Annotated in this window: 16 protein-coding genes and 1 pseudogene; 13 read left to right on the top strand and 4 right to left on the bottom strand. The window is 69.3% G+C overall.

What is annotated here, in order from left to right; genetic code table 11:
* The first annotated feature begins 248 nt into the window (after positions 1 to 248).
* Genes WMF11_RS25265 through WMF11_RS25255 form a run of 3 tightly spaced genes read left to right on the top strand, consistent with a single transcriptional unit; the run spans position 249 to position 4,250 of the window.
* Positions 249 to 2,396 (top strand): TOMM precursor leader peptide-binding protein, encoded by a 2,148-nt coding sequence (locus WMF11_RS25265; RefSeq protein ID WP_437979195.1) that lies wholly within the window; start codon positions 249 to 251, stop codon positions 2,394 to 2,396.
* Positions 2,397 to 2,407: 11 nt separating this feature from the next.
* On the top strand, positions 2,408 to 3,190 hold the full coding sequence (locus WMF11_RS25260) for a SagB/ThcOx family dehydrogenase (RefSeq protein WP_437979194.1): 783 nt from the start codon (positions 2,408 to 2,410) through the stop codon (positions 3,188 to 3,190).
* A 22-nt stretch (positions 3,191 to 3,212) separates the two neighbouring features.
* Positions 3,213 to 4,250 carry a TOMM precursor leader peptide-binding protein gene (locus tag WMF11_RS25255; RefSeq protein ID WP_437979193.1) on the top strand — a complete coding sequence of 346 codons (1,038 nt, stop codon included), beginning with the start codon at positions 3,213 to 3,215 and terminating at the stop codon, positions 4,248 to 4,250.
* 111 nt (positions 4,251 to 4,361) lie between these two features.
* On the opposite strand, the pseudogene WMF11_RS25250 reads toward WMF11_RS25255, so the two are convergent.
* A pseudogene (locus tag WMF11_RS25250) lies at positions 4,362 to 5,589 on the bottom strand (IS701 family transposase).
* 145 nt (positions 5,590 to 5,734) lie between these two features.
* Here WMF11_RS25250 and WMF11_RS25245 point away from each other — a divergent pair.
* From WMF11_RS25245 to WMF11_RS25215, 7 genes are all read left to right on the top strand, one after another.
* Positions 5,735 to 6,313 carry a hypothetical protein gene (locus tag WMF11_RS25245; RefSeq protein ID WP_437979192.1) on the top strand — a complete coding sequence of 193 codons (579 nt, stop codon included), beginning with the start codon at positions 5,735 to 5,737 and terminating at the stop codon, positions 6,311 to 6,313.
* A gap of 767 nt (positions 6,314 to 7,080) precedes the next feature.
* Positions 7,081 to 7,416, top strand: a complete 336-nt coding sequence (locus WMF11_RS25240; RefSeq protein WP_437979191.1) for a hypothetical protein — start codon at positions 7,081 to 7,083, stop codon at positions 7,414 to 7,416.
* A 1-nt stretch (position 7,417) separates the two neighbouring features.
* Positions 7,418 to 8,794 (top strand): efflux RND transporter periplasmic adaptor subunit, encoded by a 1,377-nt coding sequence (locus WMF11_RS25235; protein ID WP_437979190.1) that lies wholly within the window; start codon positions 7,418 to 7,420, stop codon positions 8,792 to 8,794.
* 1 nt (position 8,795) lies between these two features.
* Complete coding sequence (locus WMF11_RS25230; protein WP_437979189.1) at positions 8,796 to 11,930, top strand: efflux RND transporter permease subunit; 3,135 nt, start codon at positions 8,796 to 8,798, stop codon at positions 11,928 to 11,930.
* Positions 11,927 to 12,499 (top strand): TlpA family protein disulfide reductase, encoded by a 573-nt coding sequence (locus WMF11_RS25225; protein ID WP_437979188.1) that lies wholly within the window; start codon positions 11,927 to 11,929, stop codon positions 12,497 to 12,499. Before WMF11_RS25230 ends, WMF11_RS25225 begins: the two co-directional genes overlap by 4 nt.
* Positions 12,496 to 13,851 (top strand): TolC family protein, encoded by a 1,356-nt coding sequence (locus WMF11_RS25220; RefSeq protein WP_437979187.1) that lies wholly within the window; start codon positions 12,496 to 12,498, stop codon positions 13,849 to 13,851. Before WMF11_RS25225 ends, WMF11_RS25220 begins: the two co-directional genes overlap by 4 nt.
* A 44-nt stretch (positions 13,852 to 13,895) precedes the next feature.
* Complete coding sequence (locus WMF11_RS25215; protein WP_437979186.1) at positions 13,896 to 14,531, top strand: cation diffusion facilitator family transporter; 636 nt, start codon at positions 13,896 to 13,898, stop codon at positions 14,529 to 14,531.
* Between the two features lie 108 nt (positions 14,532 to 14,639).
* Here WMF11_RS25215 and WMF11_RS25210 read toward each other — a convergent pair whose 3' ends face one another.
* Genes WMF11_RS25210 through WMF11_RS25200 form a run of 3 tightly spaced genes read right to left on the bottom strand, consistent with a single transcriptional unit; the run spans position 14,640 to position 17,666 of the window.
* Positions 14,640 to 16,274 carry an FtsX-like permease family protein gene (locus WMF11_RS25210; protein ID WP_437979185.1) on the bottom strand — a complete coding sequence of 545 codons (1,635 nt, stop codon included), beginning with the start codon at positions 16,272 to 16,274 and terminating at the stop codon, positions 14,640 to 14,642.
* On the bottom strand, positions 16,271 to 16,963 hold the full coding sequence (locus WMF11_RS25205) for an ABC transporter ATP-binding protein (RefSeq protein WP_437979184.1): 693 nt from the start codon (positions 16,961 to 16,963) through the stop codon (positions 16,271 to 16,273). The genes WMF11_RS25210 and WMF11_RS25205 overlap by 4 nt, the downstream gene beginning before the upstream one ends.
* Before the next feature lie 34 nt (positions 16,964 to 16,997).
* Positions 16,998 to 17,666, bottom strand: a complete 669-nt coding sequence (locus tag WMF11_RS25200) for a methyltransferase family protein (protein ID WP_437979183.1) — start codon at positions 17,664 to 17,666, stop codon at positions 16,998 to 17,000.
* A gap of 624 nt (positions 17,667 to 18,290) precedes the next feature.
* Here WMF11_RS25200 and WMF11_RS25195 point away from each other — a divergent pair.
* The 3 genes from WMF11_RS25195 (at position 18,291) to WMF11_RS25185 (ending at position 19,504) form a co-directional block, all read left to right on the top strand.
* Positions 18,291 to 18,902 (top strand): heavy-metal-associated domain-containing protein, encoded by a 612-nt coding sequence (locus tag WMF11_RS25195; protein ID WP_437979182.1) that lies wholly within the window; start codon positions 18,291 to 18,293, stop codon positions 18,900 to 18,902.
* Positions 18,899 to 19,240, top strand: a complete 342-nt coding sequence (locus WMF11_RS25190; protein ID WP_437979181.1) for a DF family (seleno)protein — start codon at positions 18,899 to 18,901, stop codon at positions 19,238 to 19,240. The genes WMF11_RS25195 and WMF11_RS25190 overlap by 4 nt, the downstream gene beginning before the upstream one ends.
* 72 nt (positions 19,241 to 19,312) lie before the next feature.
* Positions 19,313 to 19,504 (top strand): hypothetical protein, encoded by a 192-nt coding sequence (locus WMF11_RS25185; protein ID WP_437979180.1) that lies wholly within the window; start codon positions 19,313 to 19,315, stop codon positions 19,502 to 19,504.
* Positions 19,505 to 19,513: the final 9 nt, after the last annotated feature.

Raw genomic sequence — 19,513 nt, 5'->3', positions numbered from 1 at the left:
TGCGGCCACTGCGGCCACTGCCACTGCGGCCACTGCCACTGCGGCTGCGCCCGCAGCTAGCCCCGGGGTAGCCGGGCGAACGAGCGTGTTGGCTCTCGGCGATGCTCCCGTTGGCTCTCAGCAATGCTCCCGTTGGCTCGCGGAGCATCCCTCGTCCGGCGCCGGCATCCAACCTCATACCGACACCGCCGGCCCGGCGCGACGCAGGTCGGCACCTCGTCGCGCTGCCTTTTCTCTGGAGATCTCGCGTGGCCATCCAACGATCCAGCTCATCGACCTCCGCTTCACCGCTCGAGGAGGGCGCCCCGCCTGCTCCGGACGAGGCGCGCGAGCGGCTCGCGCGGTCGCGCGTCCTCGTCGTCGGCCTCGAGCCGTGGGGCGCGGTCGCGGCGCTCGAACTCGCGGCCTCGGGCGTCGGTGCGCTCCACATCCTCGACGACCGAACGGTCACGGTGGACGACCTCGGCCCGTTCGCCGAGGCGGACCTCGGGAGAGAGCGCGCCCCTGCGCTCGCCCTCGCGCTGTCGCGCCTCGCACCCCGGTGCGCGGTCACGTACGGGGCGCTGGTCGCGCGCGCAGAGCGCCCGCTCGTCCAGGAGGACACCGGCTGGGACCTGATCCTCGCCTGCGTCTCGAACGACGATCTCCTCGTTCTTCAGAGCGTCGCCCGCTTCGCCCACGGCGCTTCGATCCCGTCGCTCAGCGCCCACCTCGACGGGCTCGACGCGGTGATCGGCCCGGCCGTCGTGCCCGGCGAGACCGCGTGCTGGGAGTGCTGCCGTCTCCGACAGCTCGCGACCAGCGACAAGGCCGAGGCCGATCACGCGCTCCAGGCGTCGCTCCTCGCCGAGCGCCGGGGCCCCCGGGCGCGCACCTACCTCGCGCCCGTGCCGGCGTTCCTCGGCTACGCGGTCGCGCTCGCGGCCATCGACCTGCTCGTCCGCCGGGGCGCGTCGCGGCTCTCGGGCGGGTTCATGGTGCAGAACCTGGTTGACCCGGAGGCGTCGTTCCACGCCGTCCTGCAGATGCCCTGGTGCCCGGTCTGCGGCGGCGCCGCCGGCGCCCGGCGCGAGGGGACCGCTCGAGAGGCCCCGAGCGTGCGCCTCTCCGGCGCGCGCGACGCCGCGGAGCTCCGCCGGCTGCTCGCTGGCATCGTCGACGCGCGGACGGGTATCGTCAGGCACCTCAGGCTGGACATGAAGAGCCCGGCGCTCGCGCTCGAAGCGCCGCTCACCGCCACGGCCGTCCTCAGCAATTACACCGAGGGCGCGGGGCACGCCCACCGCTGCGGGGAGCCGGAGGTCGGCACCGGAAAGGGCACCACCGCCGTCGACGCCCTGATCAGGGCGGTGGGCGAGGCGATCGAGCGCTACGCCTCCGCGCGCGTCGACAAGGCGGAGTTCCTCCGCGCCTCAATCGTCGAGATGAAGGGCGACTTCATCGCTCCGGAGCGGCTGGGTCGCTACGAGGAAGCGCAGTACGCCCGCCCCGGGTTCCCCTACGTCCCCGTCGTTCCGACCACGCCGATCGACTGGGTCCTCGGGCGCTGGCTGGACACCGGCGCGCCCGTGCACGTCCCGGCGCTCGCGGTCTACTACAGCTACTGCGCTCCACCCGAGGCCCGCTTCTTCGATGTGACCTCGAACGGGCTCGCCGCGGGCGCGACGCTCGACGACGCGTCGATGGCGGCCGCGCTCGAGCTCATCGAGCGTGACGCGTTCATGATCTCCTGGCTCGCTCGCAGGCCGGGGCGACGGATCATGCTCGACGAATCGATCGACCCCGACGCGCGGGAGGTCGCCCGCCAGCTCGCGGATTGCGGCGCCCGGGTCGAGCTGTATCTCCTGGAGGCGGGCATCGCGGTCCCCGCGGTCATGTGCGTGGGTTACGGCGATGGCAAGCGCTGGCCCGGCGCCGTGGTCTCGCTCGCTGCCCACCTGAGCCCCCGCGCGGCCATCAGGAAAGCCATCCTGGAGCAGGGCCAGATAGTGAGTTACGTCATCCGCTTCGTCACCGGCCAGGAGGTCGTCATCCCCGAGCGGCCGGAGGACGTGCGCACGCTCAACGATCACGCGGCCTACTACTTTCCCGCGGAGCGCGCCGCCGCCTTCGCGTTCCTCCGCGAAGGCGGCGCGGTGACCGCCTCGCAGCTCGAGGAGCCCGGGGAGGTCTCGCTGTCCGAGCTCGCCCGGCGCGTGACGGCCGCGGGGCTCCGCATCGCGATCGTCGACGTGACGTCGCCCGATCTCGCGGCAACCTCATTCCGCGTCGCCCGGGCCCTCGGGCCCGAGTTCCAGCAGATCCACTTCGGCCATGAGGTCGCGCAGCTCGGGAACCCGCGCCTCCGCTCGATGGCGCCGTACGGAATCAACCCTGATCCCCACCCGATGGCCTGAGAGAGGACACCATGGCAAGGAGCAAAGAGGTGGACGTCGCGCGGCTCTATCACCTCCAGTCCTCGCACGTGAGATCGCGGCCGCTAGAGCGGACGTTCGATGGAGATCTCCAGCCGCGCCGCTTCCGCACCTACGCGGGCTCGGCGCGCACTGCGCTGCCCGGGCGCGATTTCGCGGTCGACACCCCGCTCGGCGCGGTGCTGGAGCAGCGGCGGTCGGTCCGCGATTTCGCCCTCAGGCCGATGCCGCTGGAGACGCTCGGGCGGCTCCTCCACGCGAGCTACGGCGTCCGGACGCTGCGCAAGGGCGATGGGGAGTGGAGCAGCCAGCGCCCCGCGCCCTCGGCGGGCGGCCGGTACCCGCTCGAGATCTACGTGGCGACGCAGGCCGTGGAGGGGATCCCGGACGGCCTGCACCACTACGACGCCCGGGCGCACGAGCTCGAGCTCCGGCGGGAAGGCGCCGCGCACGCCGCGCTCGCCGATCTGGCGATCGGTCAGGACATGCTCGTGAACACCAACGTCGTGGTCGTCGTCACGGCGATCCCGTTCCGCACGATGTGGAAGTACGGCCAGCGCGGCTACCGCTACGTATGGCTGGACGCCGGGCACCTCGGCCAGAACCTCTATCTCGTCGCGACGGCCATGGGCCTCGGCACGGTGGCCATCGGCGGCTTCTATGACCAGGAGCTCAGCGCGCTCCTCGCGCTCCCGGCCGACGAGGAGGCCATCTACGTCGTCTGCATAGGTCATCCCGGGCCGGGAGAGGGCCGGTCAGAGACCGAGCACGCCTGAACAACGACCGTCGGAGAGCACCATGCCCAGCATTCGACTCAGCCGCTCGGCCAGCATCACGCCCACGGGCGTGGGCGTCATCCTCCAGTCCGACCTGGGCGCCTTCCAGCTCACCGGCTCGGACGTGAGCGCGTTCGTCGAGCGCATGGTGCCGCTGCTCGACGGGTCGCGCGATCGCCAGGCGGTCATCGAGGCGCTCTCCGACTACTCGCCGGCGAGCGTGATCCGGTTCCTCGACCTGCTCGAGGCGCGCGGGTTCATCGAGGCGACGCCCGACGCGGCGGCGCCCCTCGATCGCGAGCGCCTCCGCGGCCAGGACGAGTTCCTCCGGCGGTGGCCCGCGGCCGCCGCCGGGGCGCAGCAGCGGCTCGCGGGCGCGCGTGTGCTCGTCGCGGGCCTCGAGCCCTGGGGCGCCTCGGCGGCGCTCGCGCTCGCGGCGGCGGGGGTCGCCGCGCTCCACCTGGTCGACGACGGCGTCGTCGGGCCGGGCGACGCCGCGGTGCTCCGGGAGCGCGGCGCGGCGGCGCTCGGCGCGCCCCGCCGCGCCGCCGTGGCCGCGCTGATCCGCGGGCGCGCGCCGCGGTGCCGGGTGGACGAGAGCTCCGCCGCCGCGCTCGAGGAGGGCGATCTCCGCTCGCCCGAGGGGCGCCCCCACCTGATCGTCTCGGCCGTGCGCGCGGACGACGAGCCGCTCCTGGAGCGTGTCGCGCGGTTCGCCCACCGCGATCGCATCGTGTCGCTCTGGTCGCACCTCGCGGGCGCGGTGGCGGTCGTCGGCCCCCTTGTGTTCCCGGGCGAGACCGCGTGCCGGATCTGCGCGGAGGTGGGGGCGCTGAACCCCGCTCTCGCCGCGCGCCCGGGCGGCGCGCCGGCCCCGCACGCCGGCGCGATGGGCCAGCTCCTTGGCCAGCTCGCGGCGATGGAGGCGCTCAAGGCGATCACGGCGTACACGGCCCCCCGGCTCGCGGGCCGACTCCTCGTTCAGGACCTCTGCACCTTCGAGACGTCGCACCACACGCTCGTGCGGCTGCCCTGGTGCACGGTGTGCGGGGAGGGCTAGTACTACAGTTGTACTTATGGCGGCCGAGCGCCACGGCGCCGGTAGTGACAGCTGCGCGCCAGCGCCTGGTGATGCCGCCGCCACCAGGACCAGCTCAGGACCGCGTCGGGCTCAGCCGGCGCGGTCCACTGCAGCGCCCAGAGCAGGCGGCGCACCTCGGGGACGGTCAGCGGGATGAGCGCGGCAGACCGACTGGGCGCGGCGGATTTTTTTCCCGGCGGGCGCCTCGGAAGCAGCCCGCTGGACCGTCAGGAATGCGTGCGCAAAGAGCGCGAGGGTGATGTGACGGTACCAGCCCGTGAAGCTGCGGACTTCGTAATGGTCGAGGCCGACCTCGCCCTTCGCACTCTCGAAGCACTCTTCGATCGACCAGCGGCTCCCCGCGGCACGGACCACTTCGAACGATGGGGTGGTTTTCGCGGCGAAGACGGCGTAGTACGCGACGTCTGTCGGATCGGCGAGGCTGCGGCGGAACAGGATTCCGCGTTGCCAGCGACACGGCTTCGCTGCGGAAAAGCGGGCGAAGGCCCAGTCATAGATCCGTGGTCCCTTGGCACCGTCGCCTGCGCTGAGGCGGTGCCAGCCATCCGCAGGCACCTGTCGCAGGAGCTCGCTCACCTTGATCTGGCGCCATTCCTTCCAGATCCGGTGCTGGCTCGAGACCGCAAGCACGTACGGCTGCTCTCGTTCCTCCAGCCAGCGCCGCAGCTTGCTGTCGTCACCGTACACCTCATCGCCCACAACCCAGGCGGCAGGTACGCCTGCGTCCAAGGCTCGCTGCACCATCTGCAGCGCCAACTGCGGCTTGGTTGCAAACGTCACGTTCTCGGGTACTCGTGCGCGCTTGCAGCGCGCACGGTCCTCGATCCATGACACCGGCAGGTAGAGTGCTCGATCGAGGAAGGTACGCCCTCGCAGCGTAGCATAGGAGAGAAAGACCCCCACCTGAGAGTTCTCGATCCGACCGGCCGTGCCGCTGTACTGCCGCTGCACCCCGGCCGAATGCGTACCCTTCTTCAAGAAGCCCGTCTCATCGATCGCCAGCACGCCCGTTGGATGGCCGAGATGATCGACGACGTAGGCGCGGAGGTCGTCGCGCACAGCGTCCGGATCCCAACGCGCACGACTGAGCAGGTGCTGCAGTGCGTACGGGGGTCGGATCGCCGATAGCCTCGGCGAACTGCCAGCTGTTCTTCCGTTCGATCGGGCTGAGCAATCCCCTGAGGTAGTCGGCGACATGGGCACGAACCTCGGCGCGTGCGAAGTGGCTGCCCACGCGCTCGACGAAGCCTGCCCAGGCGCGTGCCCAGACTTCACTCAGCGCCGCGGGTTCGTGCAGAAGCGCGACGTCCGACCGAGCCGGGCGTCGGGATGTCTGTGGTGCGGCGGGGACCATGCACGAGACCCGCCGACCCGAAAGCGTGCGGCTGTAGGACGGGGCCGGCTGCCTCGCCGAAGTACGACTGTAGTACTAGGAGGGCTCGATGAGCAGTGATTTCGGGGCCGCACGCCGAGCGGCGAGGCGAGCGTACGAGGTCGGACGCCTGCGGGTGTCAATGGTGCGCGCTGCGGGAGTCACTTCGGTTGCCGTTGTGGTCGCACTGATTGCCGTGGGACAGCGCGCGCTCGTATGGCTTCCCGTGCCCCTGCTGGTCTGGGTCTTTGTCGAGTGGCGTGGGACGTGGCTGCTGCGCGGCGCGCGGCGTGGGCTCGTGGCGGGGCTCGCGACGCTCGCTCTTCCTCCCTCAGTGCTGCGCCTATGCTGCAGTGCGGATGTGGGCATGAGCTCGGCGGCGTGCTGCACGATGCCGGGGCTGTGCGTCGCGGCGGGCGCTCTGTTCGGCCTGTCCCTGGCCTTGCTCGTGCCGCGTGTGCCGAGCGAGCACCGCGCTACGACCGCCATGGGGATGGTGCTCTGGGTGAGCTCGATCGCCGCGCTTCGGTGCGGCGCGCTGCTGTTCGGCGAGGCGGCCGGGCTGATCGGCGGGCTCGTCGCGGGTGTGGTCGCGGCGAACATCGCTAATGCATGGGTGGATCGCGGTCAAGCCAGAGCACGCGGCTAGAAGTGGTGGCTTCGACGGAGAATTTCGAGACGATGCAGCGTCTGCCGAGAACAGCGTGGGACAGAAGTAGTGCATCCGTCATCGATCTGGGTTAGTCTTCCGGCCGTGACGCGGCGGCCAACCTCAAGAACGCGGGGGATCCGGCAGGTGGTCCGGATCATCTCGGTGTTCGTGCTCGCCGTCCTTCTCAGCCAGTTCACGGCCGCCTTCCTTTTCCCGTGCGTCGAATCCGTCGCTGAAGCATGCGGCGCCTCTATCCCAGCGGGGAGCGGCGAGCACGACGAGGACGAGGACTGCCCCTGCCCCATCGACTGCGCCCCGGGCTGCCTTGGGGCCACGCTCCGCGCGGTCGCGGCAGCACCGCTCGACCTCGTGCTCCCAGCTCCGGTAGCCGCAGAGATCACGTGGTTCCGTGCCGGTCGTGCTCCCCCGTCCAGCGAACCAGCCGACATCCTCCACGTCCCAAGGCTCCGCGCCTGACCAGGCAAGCGCCCTCGCTCCCCGGTAAGCGCTGATCGTCTGGTGCCGTGAGCGTCTGAGCGCGCTCCGCTTGCGCACACGCCGTTGGCGTGCTGCCTGGGTCGGGCGCCGCAGATGACCAGGCTCGAGGTGGTCATGCGAGCGCGGAGACGGTGGCGGCGCTGCCCTGCCTGACGACCGGCTCCGCACCGCGGCGCAGCAGCCGCGCGCCTCGTCGCGCTGGGTCGGGCAGGCCGCGCCTTGGTGCGCGCGCAACATAGGGATCCATGTCGGAAGGAGTGTCGATCATGAACGTTCGTCAACTTGTACTGTCGATTGTCGCAGCACTGGCCCTGGGTACTGGAGCCTGCTCCAAGGAGCCGGGCGCCTCCGCCAAACCGGAGCAGCAGAGCGCGGCCTCCGAGGCCAAGGGGCACGCACCGAAGGAGGTGAAACCCGGCTCGCACGAGGACTGGTGCGATGAGCATCAGGTGCCGGAGTCGCAGTGCACCCGTTGCAGCCCGGAGCTGGTCCCCGCGTTCAAGGCGACCGGCGACTGGTGCGCCGAGCACGGGGTGCCCGAGTCGCAATGCCTGAAGTGCAATCCCAACCTCAAGATCGTGCGACCGACCAAGGAGTCGTGAGATGCGCCGTGAACTGATTCGAAGGCGCGGCTGCGCCATGCTCATCGCGCTCGTCGCCTGCGGCTGCAGTGGTAAGGACAGCGCGTCTTCCCACGGGGAAGCGCGCGCCGAGGCCAAGGCCAGCGCACCGCCGGCGGAGGGGGCGATGTGCAAGGAGCACGGCGTGCTCGAGGCCCTGTGCACCAAGTGCAACCCCAAGCTGGCGGCCATCTTCAAGGCCAAGGGCGACTGGTGCGGCGAGCACGGCTTTCCGGAGTCGATCTGCCCGACCTGCCACCCTGAGCGGGGCGGCAAGCCGGCGGCGGACGTGGGCAGCGACGGGGCCCCTGCCGACGGGACGAAGATCCGCTTCAAGAAGAAGGACACCGCCACAGTGGCCGGGATCGAGACTGCAAAGGCGATCGTCCGCGCCGGCGGTGGTGGCGTGGCCACCACGGCGCGGCTCGCCTACGACGCGACGAAGCTCGCCCAGATCAACGCCCGATCCCCCGGCGTGGTCCGGGAGCTCAAGGTCGACGTCGGCAGCAAGGTCAAGAAAGGCGACGCGCTGATCGTGGTCGACAGCGCCGAGGTCGGCGCCGATCGGGCCAAGCTCCACGCGGCTCGGTCCCGGGTGGACATCGCCGAGCAGAACCACAAGCGGGAGCAGTCCCTCGTGCAGGAGGGGATCGCTTCTCAGAAGAGCCTGCTTGCAGCGAAGCAGGAGCTCGATGAGGCCAAGAGCGAGCAAGCGGCGCTCGCCGCGTCGCTCTCGGTCATGGGAGCATCCGGAAGCGGGGTCGGAGGTTACACCCTGAGCGCCCCTATATCGGGTGTGGTCACCGAGCGCAGCGCCACGATCGGCAAGCTGGTGAGCCCTGATCAGGTCCTCATCGAGATCGTGGACACCTCGTCCATGTGGGCGGAGCTCGACATCCCCGAGGCCGATCTGCCGCTCGTGGCACCTGAACAGGCGGTGACGCTGGTCCTTGACGCCCTGCCCGGGCGCGAGTTCTCCGGCAGCATCACCTACCTGGCGCCCGCGGTGGATCCGCACACCCGCACGGCCAAGGCGCGCGTGCCGCTCCCGAACCCGGACGGCGCGATGCGCGCGCACATGTTCGGTCAGGCCCGGATCGCCGTCAAAGGAGAACGGGAGGCCGTCATGGTCCCGCGCGCGGCCGTGCAGCGCGCCAAAGACGTCCACCTCGCCTTCGTGCGGCTGAAAGAGGACGAGTACGAGACGCGACGCGTCGAGACCGGGATGACCGAAGGAGAGCTCGTCGAGGTGAAGAAGGGGCTTCGTCCCGGCGAGGACGTGGTGACACAGGGTAGCTTCCTGCTGAAGACCGAGACGCTGAAAGAGAGCATCGGGGCCGGCTGCTGCGAGGGAGAGTGACGTGCTCAATAAGATCATCGAGCTCTCGCTCCGGCACCGGCTGATCGTGATTCTGCTCTCGGTCGGCGTCGTCGTTGCCGGCGTGATCGCCTTCCGGCGCCTACCCATCGACGCATTCCCCGACACGACGCCGGTGCAGGTGCAGATCAACACGGTGGCGCCGGCGCTCTCGCCGCTGGAGATCGAGCGCCAGATCACCGCCCCGGTGGAGCAGGCCATCTCGGGGCTCCCCCGCCTCGAGGAGGTGCGTTCTCTGACGCGCTTCGGGCTATCTCAGGTCACCGTCATCTTCGAGGATGGGACCGACATCTACCTCGCGCGGCAGGTCGTCTCGGAGCGGCTCCAGAGCGTGGAGCTCCCGCCTGGGATCGCGCGGCCGCAGCTGGGTCCGGTGGCTACCGGCCTCGGCGAGGTCTTCCACTACACGGTGGAAGGAGAGGGCAAGAGCCTCGCCGAGCTCCGGTCCATACACGACTGGATCATCAAGCCCCAGCTCCGTTCCGTTCGCGGCGTCGCGGAGGTCAATGCCTGGGGCGGAGATGAGCGGCAGATCCACGTCGTCGTCGACCCGGTCGCGCTCCACACCCGCGGCCTGACGCTGGCCGACCTCACCGAGGCGCTCGAGCGTAACAACGAGAACGTCGGAGGAGGCACGCTCGATCAGGCGGGCGAGTCCAGCCTCGTCCAGGGCGTGGGCATCGTCACGCGGCTGTCGGACATCGAGGACATCGTGGTGCGGACCGACGAGGGCGTCCCCATCCGCGTCCGCGACGTGGCCAAGGTCCGCGAGGGGCGGGAGATCCGGCGCGCGGCGGTCACCGCCGACGGCAAGGGCGAAGCCGTCCTTGGCCTCGGCTTCATGATGATGGGCGAGAACAGCCACGACGTGACCAGCCGCCTCAAGCTGCGCCTCGAGGAGATCAAGAAGAGCCTGCCCGAGGGCGTCCAGGTGCGGACGGCCTACGACCGGACGGAGCTCGTCGACAACGTGCTCCGGACGGTGCGCACCAACCTCTTGGAGGGGGCGCTCCTCGTCATTGCGGTGCTCTTCGCGTTCCTGGGCAACTTGCGCGCGGGCCTCATCGTGGCGGCCGCGATCCCGCTGTCGATGCTGTTCGCCTTCGACCTGATGCTCCGCGCAGGCATCGCCGGCAGCCTGATGAGCCTCGGCGCGATCGACTTCGGGCTGGTCGTCGACAGCTCCGTCATCATGGTCGAGAACTCGGTTCGCAGGCTCGCGGAGGACGATACCGACCGGAGCAAGATCGAGGTGGTGAAGGAGGCGGCGATCGAGGTCCGCAAGCCGACGATGTTCGGCGAGCTGATCATCATGATCGTCTACCTGCCCGTGCTCTTCCTCGAGGGAATCGAGGGGAAGCTCTTCCGGCCGATGGCGCTGACCGTCATCTTCGCCCTGATCGGCTCGATGGTGCTTTCGCTCACCCTGATGCCGGTGCTCGCGAGCTTGTTCCTGCCCAGGCGGATGGTGGAGCGGGACAACCTGCTCGTGCGCTCGTTGAAGCGCGTCTACCGCCCGGTGCTCCGGCTCGGGCTCCGATACCGCTGGGCCGTGCTCGCCGGCGCGGTGCTGATGCTCGGCAACGCGGCCTTCGTGGCGACACGCCTCGGCTCGGAGTTCGTGCCGAAGCTGCGCGAAGGCTCCATCGTGATCAACACCGTGCGGCTCGCGGGCGTGTCGGCCGATGAGTCGATCCGGTATGGGCTCCAGATCGAGCGAGCGCTGCTCAAGAAGTTCCCAGACGAGATCGAGCGGATCTGGAGCCGGACCGGGACGCCGGAGGTGGCAACCGATCCGATGGGCCTCGAGCTCACGGACGTCTTCGTCACGCTGACGCCTCGCGAGCGATGGAAGCAGGGCTCGACGCAGGAGGAGCTGGTCAAGGCCATGCAGGAGGAGCTCTCTGCGCTGCCCGGTATGCGGATGGCCTTCATGCAGCCGATCGAGATGCGCGTGAACGAGATGGTCGCGGGCGTCCGTGGCGACGTGGGGGTCAAGCTCTTCGGCGACGACTTCGACGTCCTCAAGGCCAAGGCGCGCGAGATCGACCGGGTGCTCAAGAGCATCCCTGGAGCTGCCGACGTCTCGACCGAGCAGATCACCGGCCAGCCGGTAGTTCAGATCGAGGTCGATCGCGCAGCGATCGCGCGGCACGGGATCGCGGCGCGAGACGTGCTCGACGTGGTCGAGGCCCTCGGGACGCGCGAGGTCGGCGAGATGCAGGAGGGCGAACGGCGCTTCCCCATCACGCTCCGCATCGACGATCGCTACCGGAAGGACCCGGCCAGCGTCGCGCGCATCCTCGTGACGTCGCCCGGCGGCGATCACATCCCCCTGGCGCGGCTCGCCAAGATCACGCTCACCGAGGGGCCCACCACGATCAACCGCGAGTGGGCCAAGCGCCGCGTGGTCATCCAGGCGAACGTGCGGGACCGCGACGTCGGCAGCTACGTGAAGGAGGCGATGGCCGCGATCGAGCGCGAGGTGGATTTGCCGCCGGGCTACTACGTCCGTTATGGGGGCCAGTTCGAGCACCTCGAGCAGGCGAAGACGCGGCTGCTCATCGTGGTCCCCATCGCGCTCGCGCTCATCTTCGTGCTGCTGTACTTCACCTACGGTCGCGTCCTCGACGCGCTGAGGGTCTTCACCGGCGTGCCCTTCGCCGCGGTCGGCGGCATCTTCGCGCTCTGGCTCCGAGACCTGCCCTTCAGCATCGCTGCCGGCGTCGGTTTCATCGCGCTCTCCGGGGTCAGCGTGCTCGGCGACATGGTGCTCGTGTCGACGATCCGCGATCTCCTCGCGCGCGGGCTGCCCATGCGGCAGGCAATCCTGGAAGCCGCTGAGCGGAGACTGCGTCCCGTCTTGATGACGGCGCTGGTCGCGAGCCTCGGCTTCGTTCCGATGGCCATGAACACCGGCATCGGCGCCGAGGTGCAGCGCCCGCTGGCCACGGTGGTCATCGGCGGGGTGGTGTCCTCCACGCTGCTCACGCTGCTGGTTCTCCCGGTGCTGTACGATCTCATCGCAGCGAAGCACAGCGCGTCACCGAGGGCGGAGCCGGCGCCGCCTCACGCTGAGCAGGGCTTCGCACCTGTCGAGCCCAAGCCTGCCGCATGACCTCGGGCGCAAGGCAGTGGCTACGTGGTCTCGGAGTCCTGGGCGCGCTGGGGCTCGTCCAAGGCGGCGCGGTGCTCACCTACCGCGCCGTCGAGGAAGCAAGGTCGCAGCGCGTCGATGCTCCGTTCGACACGGAGCCCTTGCCGGCCGCCGAGGCGCCCGATGTCGAGGTAGAGAAGGCGGACGGGAGCCGCGTCCGCCTTTACGACCTGCGGGGCCGGACGGTTTTGCTCCATTTCTGGGCGACCTGGTGCGGCCCCTGCGAGGCGGAGCTCCCGGGGCTGCTCGCGTTTGCGCGCGAGCATCAAACGGAAGGGGTCATCCTGCTCGCCGTTGCAGTCGACGAGAGCTGGCATGTCGTGCAGTCGTTCTTCGAAGGAACCGTGCCGCCGGACATCGTTCGCGGGGTGCAGGGCGACGAGCACAAGCGGTACGGTGTCAGGACGCTGCCGGATACATATTTCGTGCAGCCATCAGGCAAGCTCGCGTTTCACGCGGCCGGCGCGCGCGAGTGGCGTTCGGCAGCGGCGCGCGCCGTCCTGGCGGAGGCGCAGCGGGGGACGCCATGATCATCGCTCGCCTGGCGGTGCGGGACGCATCGCGGCATCCCACCGCCGCCGGAAATATCAACAGAATCTCAACGCAAAGGCGCCAAAAGCGCCCGGAGGTGTTGAACGGCATGTTTCATCTCTCGATATCTCGCCGTATTGCAACGGCGGCGTGTGTAGTGGTCCCTCTCCTCACGTCGTCCGTGCGGGTCAATGCAGAAGAGGCACTTACACGGGCGCGCATTGCCGAGCTGGTGAGCGCGGCGCCCGCCTCGCGCGTCTCTGCTGCGGAGATCTCGGTTGCGCGCGCCTCGACCGCCGCCGCCGGCGTGCTCTCGCTCGAGAACCCGGCCGTCTCGTGGATGGGTGGCGTGCGCCTCAACCCGGACGGGTCCAAGCCGTTCGCCAGCGTCGCGTCCCTGTCATGGCCCATCGACCTCGGCGGTCAGCGCTCCGCGCGCATCGATGCCGCCAAGGCCGAGGAGCACGCCGTCGTGGCGACGAACAGCGACGCCGCACGACGTCAGCTGCTCGCGGCGCTCCTCCAGCATGCCCTCGTGCTCCAAGACGAGCGACAGGTCGCCCTCGCCGCGGTCCGCCGGCTGCTGGCGCAGCGTCTCGCGGCCGCGGCCGAGAAGCGCCGCGCGGCGGGTGAGGTGCCGGCGCTCGATGTGACGCTTGCGCTGCTCCAGGCTGGACGGGACGCCGCCGCCGAGCACTCCGCGCAGGGGGCCCGGGACGCGGATCGGCAAGGGTTGCTCACCCTGCTTGGGCTCCAGCAGCCGGGACCGGCCGTGGAAGGGGTGCTCGTGCCTGAGGGCGATCCACCGGCGCTGCAAGCTCTCCTCGCCAGCGTTGACCACCGCACGGACGTCCGCGCGGCGAAGGCTTCAATGGACGCCGCGCGGGCGCGCTGGGGGCGCGAGCGCGCGGCACGCTGGCCGACGATCAGCATCCTCGCCCAGTACGAGCGAGACGACGGCGCGAACATCGGGCTGCTCGGCCTCAGCGTGCCCGTCCCCCTCCTGAACGCCAACCGCAGTGCCGCGGCGACCTCCGCCGCGGAGGTCGATGCCGCTCGAGCCCGGCTCGACGCGAGCATGGCCGGGGCCACCGGGAACATCCGAGAGCTCTACGCGCGCTACTTGGCGACGAAGACGGCCCTCGATGCACTGGCACCGTCGGCCAAGTTGATCGAGCAGACCGCGGCGCTCGCGACGCGGGCTTATGAGCTCGGAGAGAGCGATCTCGCGAGCGTCCTTCTGGCCCATCGCGAGGTCCTCGATGCCCAAGCGGCGCTCCTCGACGCCGAACACGCCCATGCAAACGCCAAGATCGAGCTCTTGATCTCCGCGGGAAGGCTCCCGCGCTGAAGCTGACCAGAGGACCTCTGATGACCGCACAAGGAGATGAATCCATGAGCTCGATCGCCACCTCCAATCGCACTGAGCTGCTCCAGCGAGCCCTGCGGCTGGAATATTTGACGGTCGGCTGGAACGTCGTCGAAGGGGTCATCGCGGTCACTGCCGCCCTTGCCGCGGGAAGCGTCGCGCTCCTGGGATTTGGGGTCGACAGCTTCGTCGAGAGCCTGTCCGGCAGCGTGCTGATCTGGCGGCTCAAGGCCGAAGGTGGGAAGCGCGACCATGAAGAGATCGAGCGGATTGAGCACCGGGCGCGCAAGCTCGTCGCAGTCTCCCTCTTTGCGCTGGCAGCGTATATCACCTTCGATGCTGGTAAGGCGCTCTGGCTCAAAGAGATGCCTGAGACGAGTCTCGTCGGCATTGTGCTTACGGCCATATCGCTCGCCGTGATGCTGTGGCTCGCGCGGGCAAAGAGGAGAGCCGCCGCCGCGCTCGGGAGCCGGGCGATGGCGGCGGATGCCTTCCAGACCACCGCGTGCTGGTGGCTGTCGCTGATCACGTTCGGCGGGATCGGAATCAACGCGCTGTTCGGCTGGTGGTGGGCCGATCCGCTCGCAGCGCTCGGTGTGGCCTACTTCCTCGTACACGAGGGGCGGGAAGCCTGGGAAGGCAAGGACGAGTGCTGTGAATAGGTGCGTGCGGATCGGCTAAGCCGGTGACCTCATGGATCTCAATTCTCAATTCAACCACCGGCGGCGCGGTGCTGCGTCTACTCTCCTCGAAGCTCGCCAGGGCAAGCGTCAATCTACATCGAGTGCCACGACCTCGGCGCGCGCCCCTTTCAAGTGGTACAGGGCCTCCCCGAGGGGCGTGCGCTCAGCCTTGATGGTGAGAGTTCCCCGAACGCGCACGACGTGCAGCGTCGCCTCGATGGGCTCGTTCAGCTCAACGAGGATGCGTTCGTTCCGCGCCGGCTGAGGAGCGTCCTCGTGGAACAGCTCGGCCGGCTTGTTGGGATCGTCCGCGACAAGGAAGAAGGCCGAGTGCCAGGCTGCCTTGCCAGGCGCGAAGGGCACGTACTGGTACCCTTCCAGTTCGACGTGGGTGCCCTCCAGGTCAGCGACCGCCGGAGGTTTGGGCCCATCGCCGTCCCAGTTGCGAAGAGCGTTGAAAATCGGGTACGCCTGCACGCCTGGCATCCGCCGTCCGGCCTGGCCCATGTCCATCGCGGTTGGCAGGTAAGTCACGAACAGCACCAGCAGGAAGAAAACGAGTCGGCGCAGGTCGGAGAAACTCCTTGGAGCTATGATCTCGCGCCATGGCCGGTGCACCCCGCTGAGCGCTTGAACCGGATCAATCTGGTAGGCCGACAGCGACGTCACGACACCTGCACCGATGGTGGTGCCGAGGGCGGCTACGCCGACCATGATCGCGTCCCAGCCGAGCCGTGGCGCGAACCCGTAGCCGATGCCAGAGAGGGATGACCCGGCAAGCTCGACCAGCACCTGGGCGAGCACTAGGCCCAGAGCGGCGCCCGCGAAGCCGATCACAGCGGACTCGAGAGCGAGGACCAGCACTAGGGTGCGTCGCCTCGCGCCGATGGCACGCAGAACGGCTAGATCGCGCAAGCGCTCCCGGACACTCGAGTAGAAGGTAGCTAGTACGAGCGCGAAGACGAGGACGACGATCGCCACCGACAGCCACGACACGATCTCGTCGACGGCGCTCACCATCCGGACGATCCGGCGGAGCGCTGCTTCAACGTCGATCACGTTGGCTCCCGGAGCGGCCAGATCCCGGCGAAGCGCCTCCCCATCGGATGGCGCGCTCGGGACGACGAAGATCGCCGAGATGGCTGTCTCGTCCGAGCCGAGCGGTAAAAACACGGTCCGGTCAACCGCGGTGCCCGTGACCTCGAGCACCCCAACGACGGTGGCGCGACGCGACCCCTCGACGAGCGATGCCCCGGCCCTGAGACGCTGGTCACGTGCGACTGCGCTTCCCACCACGACGGCGTCGCCCTCGTCGTCCCGGAAGAAACGACCTTCGCGCAGGTGTACAGCCCCCTGGCGCATCCGGAAGTAGGCGCGTGACGTGGAGACGAGGGGGCCATCGGTCCCATGGCGGATGCGAAGGGGTGCGACCTGTAGCACTCCTGGGCTGGACGTGACGCGGCGCAAGACATCGGTCGGCAGATCCGGCAGTTCCGGCGGTTCAAGGAAAAGCGCTGCGAACAGGAGGCGCGATGAGGAATCGCCCACTCCCACGAGGATAGGAACCCCGTCTGCGGGCGCCACGGCGCCCTGCCTGAGCGCGGCGGGAATGGCGCGAAGGCTCGCGACGAGCCCGACGGACAGGCTGATGGACATCACGCTCATCAAGGTCGCGACCGCGCGCCAGCGCAGGAACCTGCGGGCAAGGTCCCAGGCATTCATGCAGACCTCGTTTTCCGACCGAGGGCCAACGACCGGGACGGAGGGAGGGCCTCCTGGTCATGGCTGACGACGATGAGGGTCGCATCGTGCTCTTCGCAGTGCTTGTCCAGCTCTCGCAGCAGCCGGCGCGAGCCACGTGGATCGAGGCTCGCGGTCGGCTCATCGCAGAGGACCACGGCGGGATCGTTCACCAGCGCGCGCGCCGCAGCCACGCGTTGCTGCTCGCCTGTGGAAAGCTGCGATGGACGATGGTGAAGCCGCTGCGCGAGTCCGAAGCGAATGAGCATCGCCTCAGCCCTCTCGCGCTGCGCTCGGCGGGACCCGACCCCCCCGAAGCTGGCAGCGCAGAGGACATTCTCGAGGGCGGACAGCGGCTCCAGGAGGCAGAATGTCTGGAATAGGTAGCCGATCCGACGCGCACGGAAGCGGTCGCGGGCGGCTTCGGATAGGCCGAAGAGGTCCACCCCGTCCACGTAGACGCGTCCCTCCTGCGGGCGGAGCAGGCCGGCGATGACATGCAGCAGCGTCGTCTTGCCCGACCCGTTGGGGCCTCGTACGACGAGACGCTCTCCGGCCGCGATCTCTAGGCTCTCCAGCCGCAGCGCGGGGACGCGCCGCCCGTCACCCAGGACGAAGTCGTGCCGGAGATCCCGCAGCTCAACGGCGAGCGGTGTAGTACCTGACGTCATCGGCCCAAGCAGCTAGTCGGCTCACAATTTCGGGCTATTCGTCGCGCGAGGAGGCCTTTCCGGGTACTGACGCGCCATCGACGGTGCGCTTCGACGGCACTCCAAGGCCAAAGCCGGGGATGAAGCGTCCCGCGCGCGCACAGTATTCGGCGTAGGCGTTCCCGTGCGTGCGCAGGAGGTACGGCTCTTCGACGAAGCGGACCTGCAGCTCGATCGCGACGACCAGCGCCAAGAAGGAGGCGAGCGCGGCCGCGTTGGGGAGGACGAGCGCCAGGCCGAGCGCGGCCAGCATCATGAAGCTGAAGATCGGGTTCCGCACCACCGCGAACGGCCCTCGGGTCACGAGGCTCGTGCGCTCCGCCTCGCTGACGCCGACGCGCCACGACTCACCCATCGCCCCCTGTGACCACAGCGTGCCGAGTATTCCCGCGATCGTCGTGGCCGCCCCGAGCCCGACGACGAGCGGGCTGGGCTCGGCCAGAGGACCAACCCAGCGCGCAAGCTCCACGACAGGGGCTAGCACCGCAAGGAGGAGCGCGATCGCGAAGAGCACCCCACCGAGCCATGGCAGCGACCCAGGTGGGCCCGATATACCGCGAAAGCCCGTCGATCCAGTCGCACGGCGCTGCCTGAGCGAGCGCCATCCAAACGCGAGCCCGAAATAGAGCGCGTAGAGAGCAAGGGCGATCCAGGGTCTAGGCATGTCAGGCTCCTACCTCGATGCTCGCATACGTTGCGGTAGTCGTGGGAGAGATCAAGGTCACGCCCGCGCGTGCCCGGTCCGCAGCGCTCTCGCTTGGGGCGCGCCAGCCTCTAGCGCCCGTGCAGCTGAAGGCCACCAGGCCGTCCGGGCGTACGAGGAGCGTGTGCGGCAGCGTCGAGACCCCGACGCGCCGCTCGGCCGCGGGCACGCCGGCTCGCACGAGCTCCGGTCGCCCCTCGCCCCCGAAGATGGCGCGCACGACCCCCCAGTTCTCCTCGACGCTCACGGCCACAAGCTGAAGGCTTCCGGACCAGGACGCCCGCGGTAGGGCCGACTCGTCGGAGTCGAGGACGTGCGCGCACCACCTGCTCCGGCGAGGCGACAAGGTCGGAGCCTCTTCGGCGTCGGTGCCCAGGTCGCGGCCGCGGGCTCATCGGGGTCTTGGCGGCAGCCGTGCAAAAAACATACGGTTAGCGCTCCGGCGCGCTCGCCAGCGCGCTCGAAGTGGTAGGGGTCCTGGCCCCCGCCGTGCAAAAAACCTGCAGCAGCGAGTCGCCGAGCTCGCTGGTGCGCCATCCCAGCGCGCGGGTTTCTAGGGACACGTATGTTAGAAGGTACTAAAATATGGATGTGGATCCCGCTGCGTCGTCAAGCCGTCGCGTAGCCCGGTACTCCCTGGTGGGCGCCGTGCTGGCGACTGTCGGTGCCTCTTCCTGTTGCCTCGGCCCGCTGCTGCTCGCCCTGCTTGGCGTCGGCGGGGCCGGCGCTCTCGCGGCGCTCGCTGCCTACCGCGGGCTGCTCCTCGGCGTGATGGTGGCCCTGCTCGCCGTGGCATTCGTTCTGTCCTATCGGCCTCGTCGCACGGATGCGTGCGTGTGCTCGGCGGCAAGCACGCACCGTGGTCGGCGTGCGCTCTGGCTTACGTCGGCGATCGTGCTCGTCGCTGCGGCGTCGCCTCCAGTGCTCGCGCGGCTTGCGCCTTCGTTCGGCCCAGGCCAGGCCAGCTCAACAGACACCCTATTCCGCTCCGTCGTGGTCTATGTCGATGGCATCGACTGCGAAGCGTGCGCCGGTCCGGTCCGCAAGGCCCTCGCAGAGGTGGGCGGCTTGCGAGAGATGCGGCTCGATGTCCCCGCGAAGGTCGTTCGGATCGACTACGAACCGAGCGCCGAACGCCCCGAGGTCTACGTGCGAGCGATCGAAGCGCTTGGCTATGAAGCACGGACGGAGCCATGAAGCAGCGCATCGTCGAGGTTCTATACTTCGCGTCCTGCCCCCACGGGCAGGCGGCAGTGGATCGCGTGCGGGAGGTGAGCGAGGGGGCTGGCGTCGCGGTGGATCTTCACGTCGTCCAGGTAGAGAGCGAGGAGGCAGCGCACCGCCTCCGTTTCCTCGGCTCGCCCTCGGTCCGGGTCGACGGGCGCGACGTAGAAGGCGACGTGGAGGGGCGGACTGACTACGGTCTTCAATGCCGCGTGTATGCCGACGAGAGCGGGTTTCATGGGGTGCCGCCCGCCTCGTGGATCCGCGCGGCTCTGCTCGCACCGTCGGAGCGCCCCGTGGGCGCCGGCTGAAGGGTGACGATGCCTGTCCGATGCGAGCCCCCCAAGACGGGGCGTGACGTTGTCGCCCGATGGAAACGTTCGATGACGTTCACGCCCGACCTGGACGAGCGCGCGGCCGTGCTCGCCCTGCAGCGCGCGGATGCGGGCTCTGGCAGAGTCGTCGCGGCACACCGCCTGCCTTCCTGCTGTGAGCGCACGCTCGACAGTTCTGTCCAACTTTTTCTGTTCCTCTCGCGGCGCGATGCTCATCATACGCCTGCGGAGGCGTCATGAACACCTTGG

Origin of the sequence: Sorangium sp. So ce295, assembly GCF_051527405.1 — a bacterium.
Taxonomy (GTDB): domain Bacteria; phylum Myxococcota_A; class Polyangia; order Polyangiales; family Polyangiaceae; genus Sorangium; species Sorangium cellulosum_B.
The sequence above is the reverse complement of the archived record's forward strand: the minus strand, read 5'-3'. Positions and strand labels throughout refer to the sequence as shown.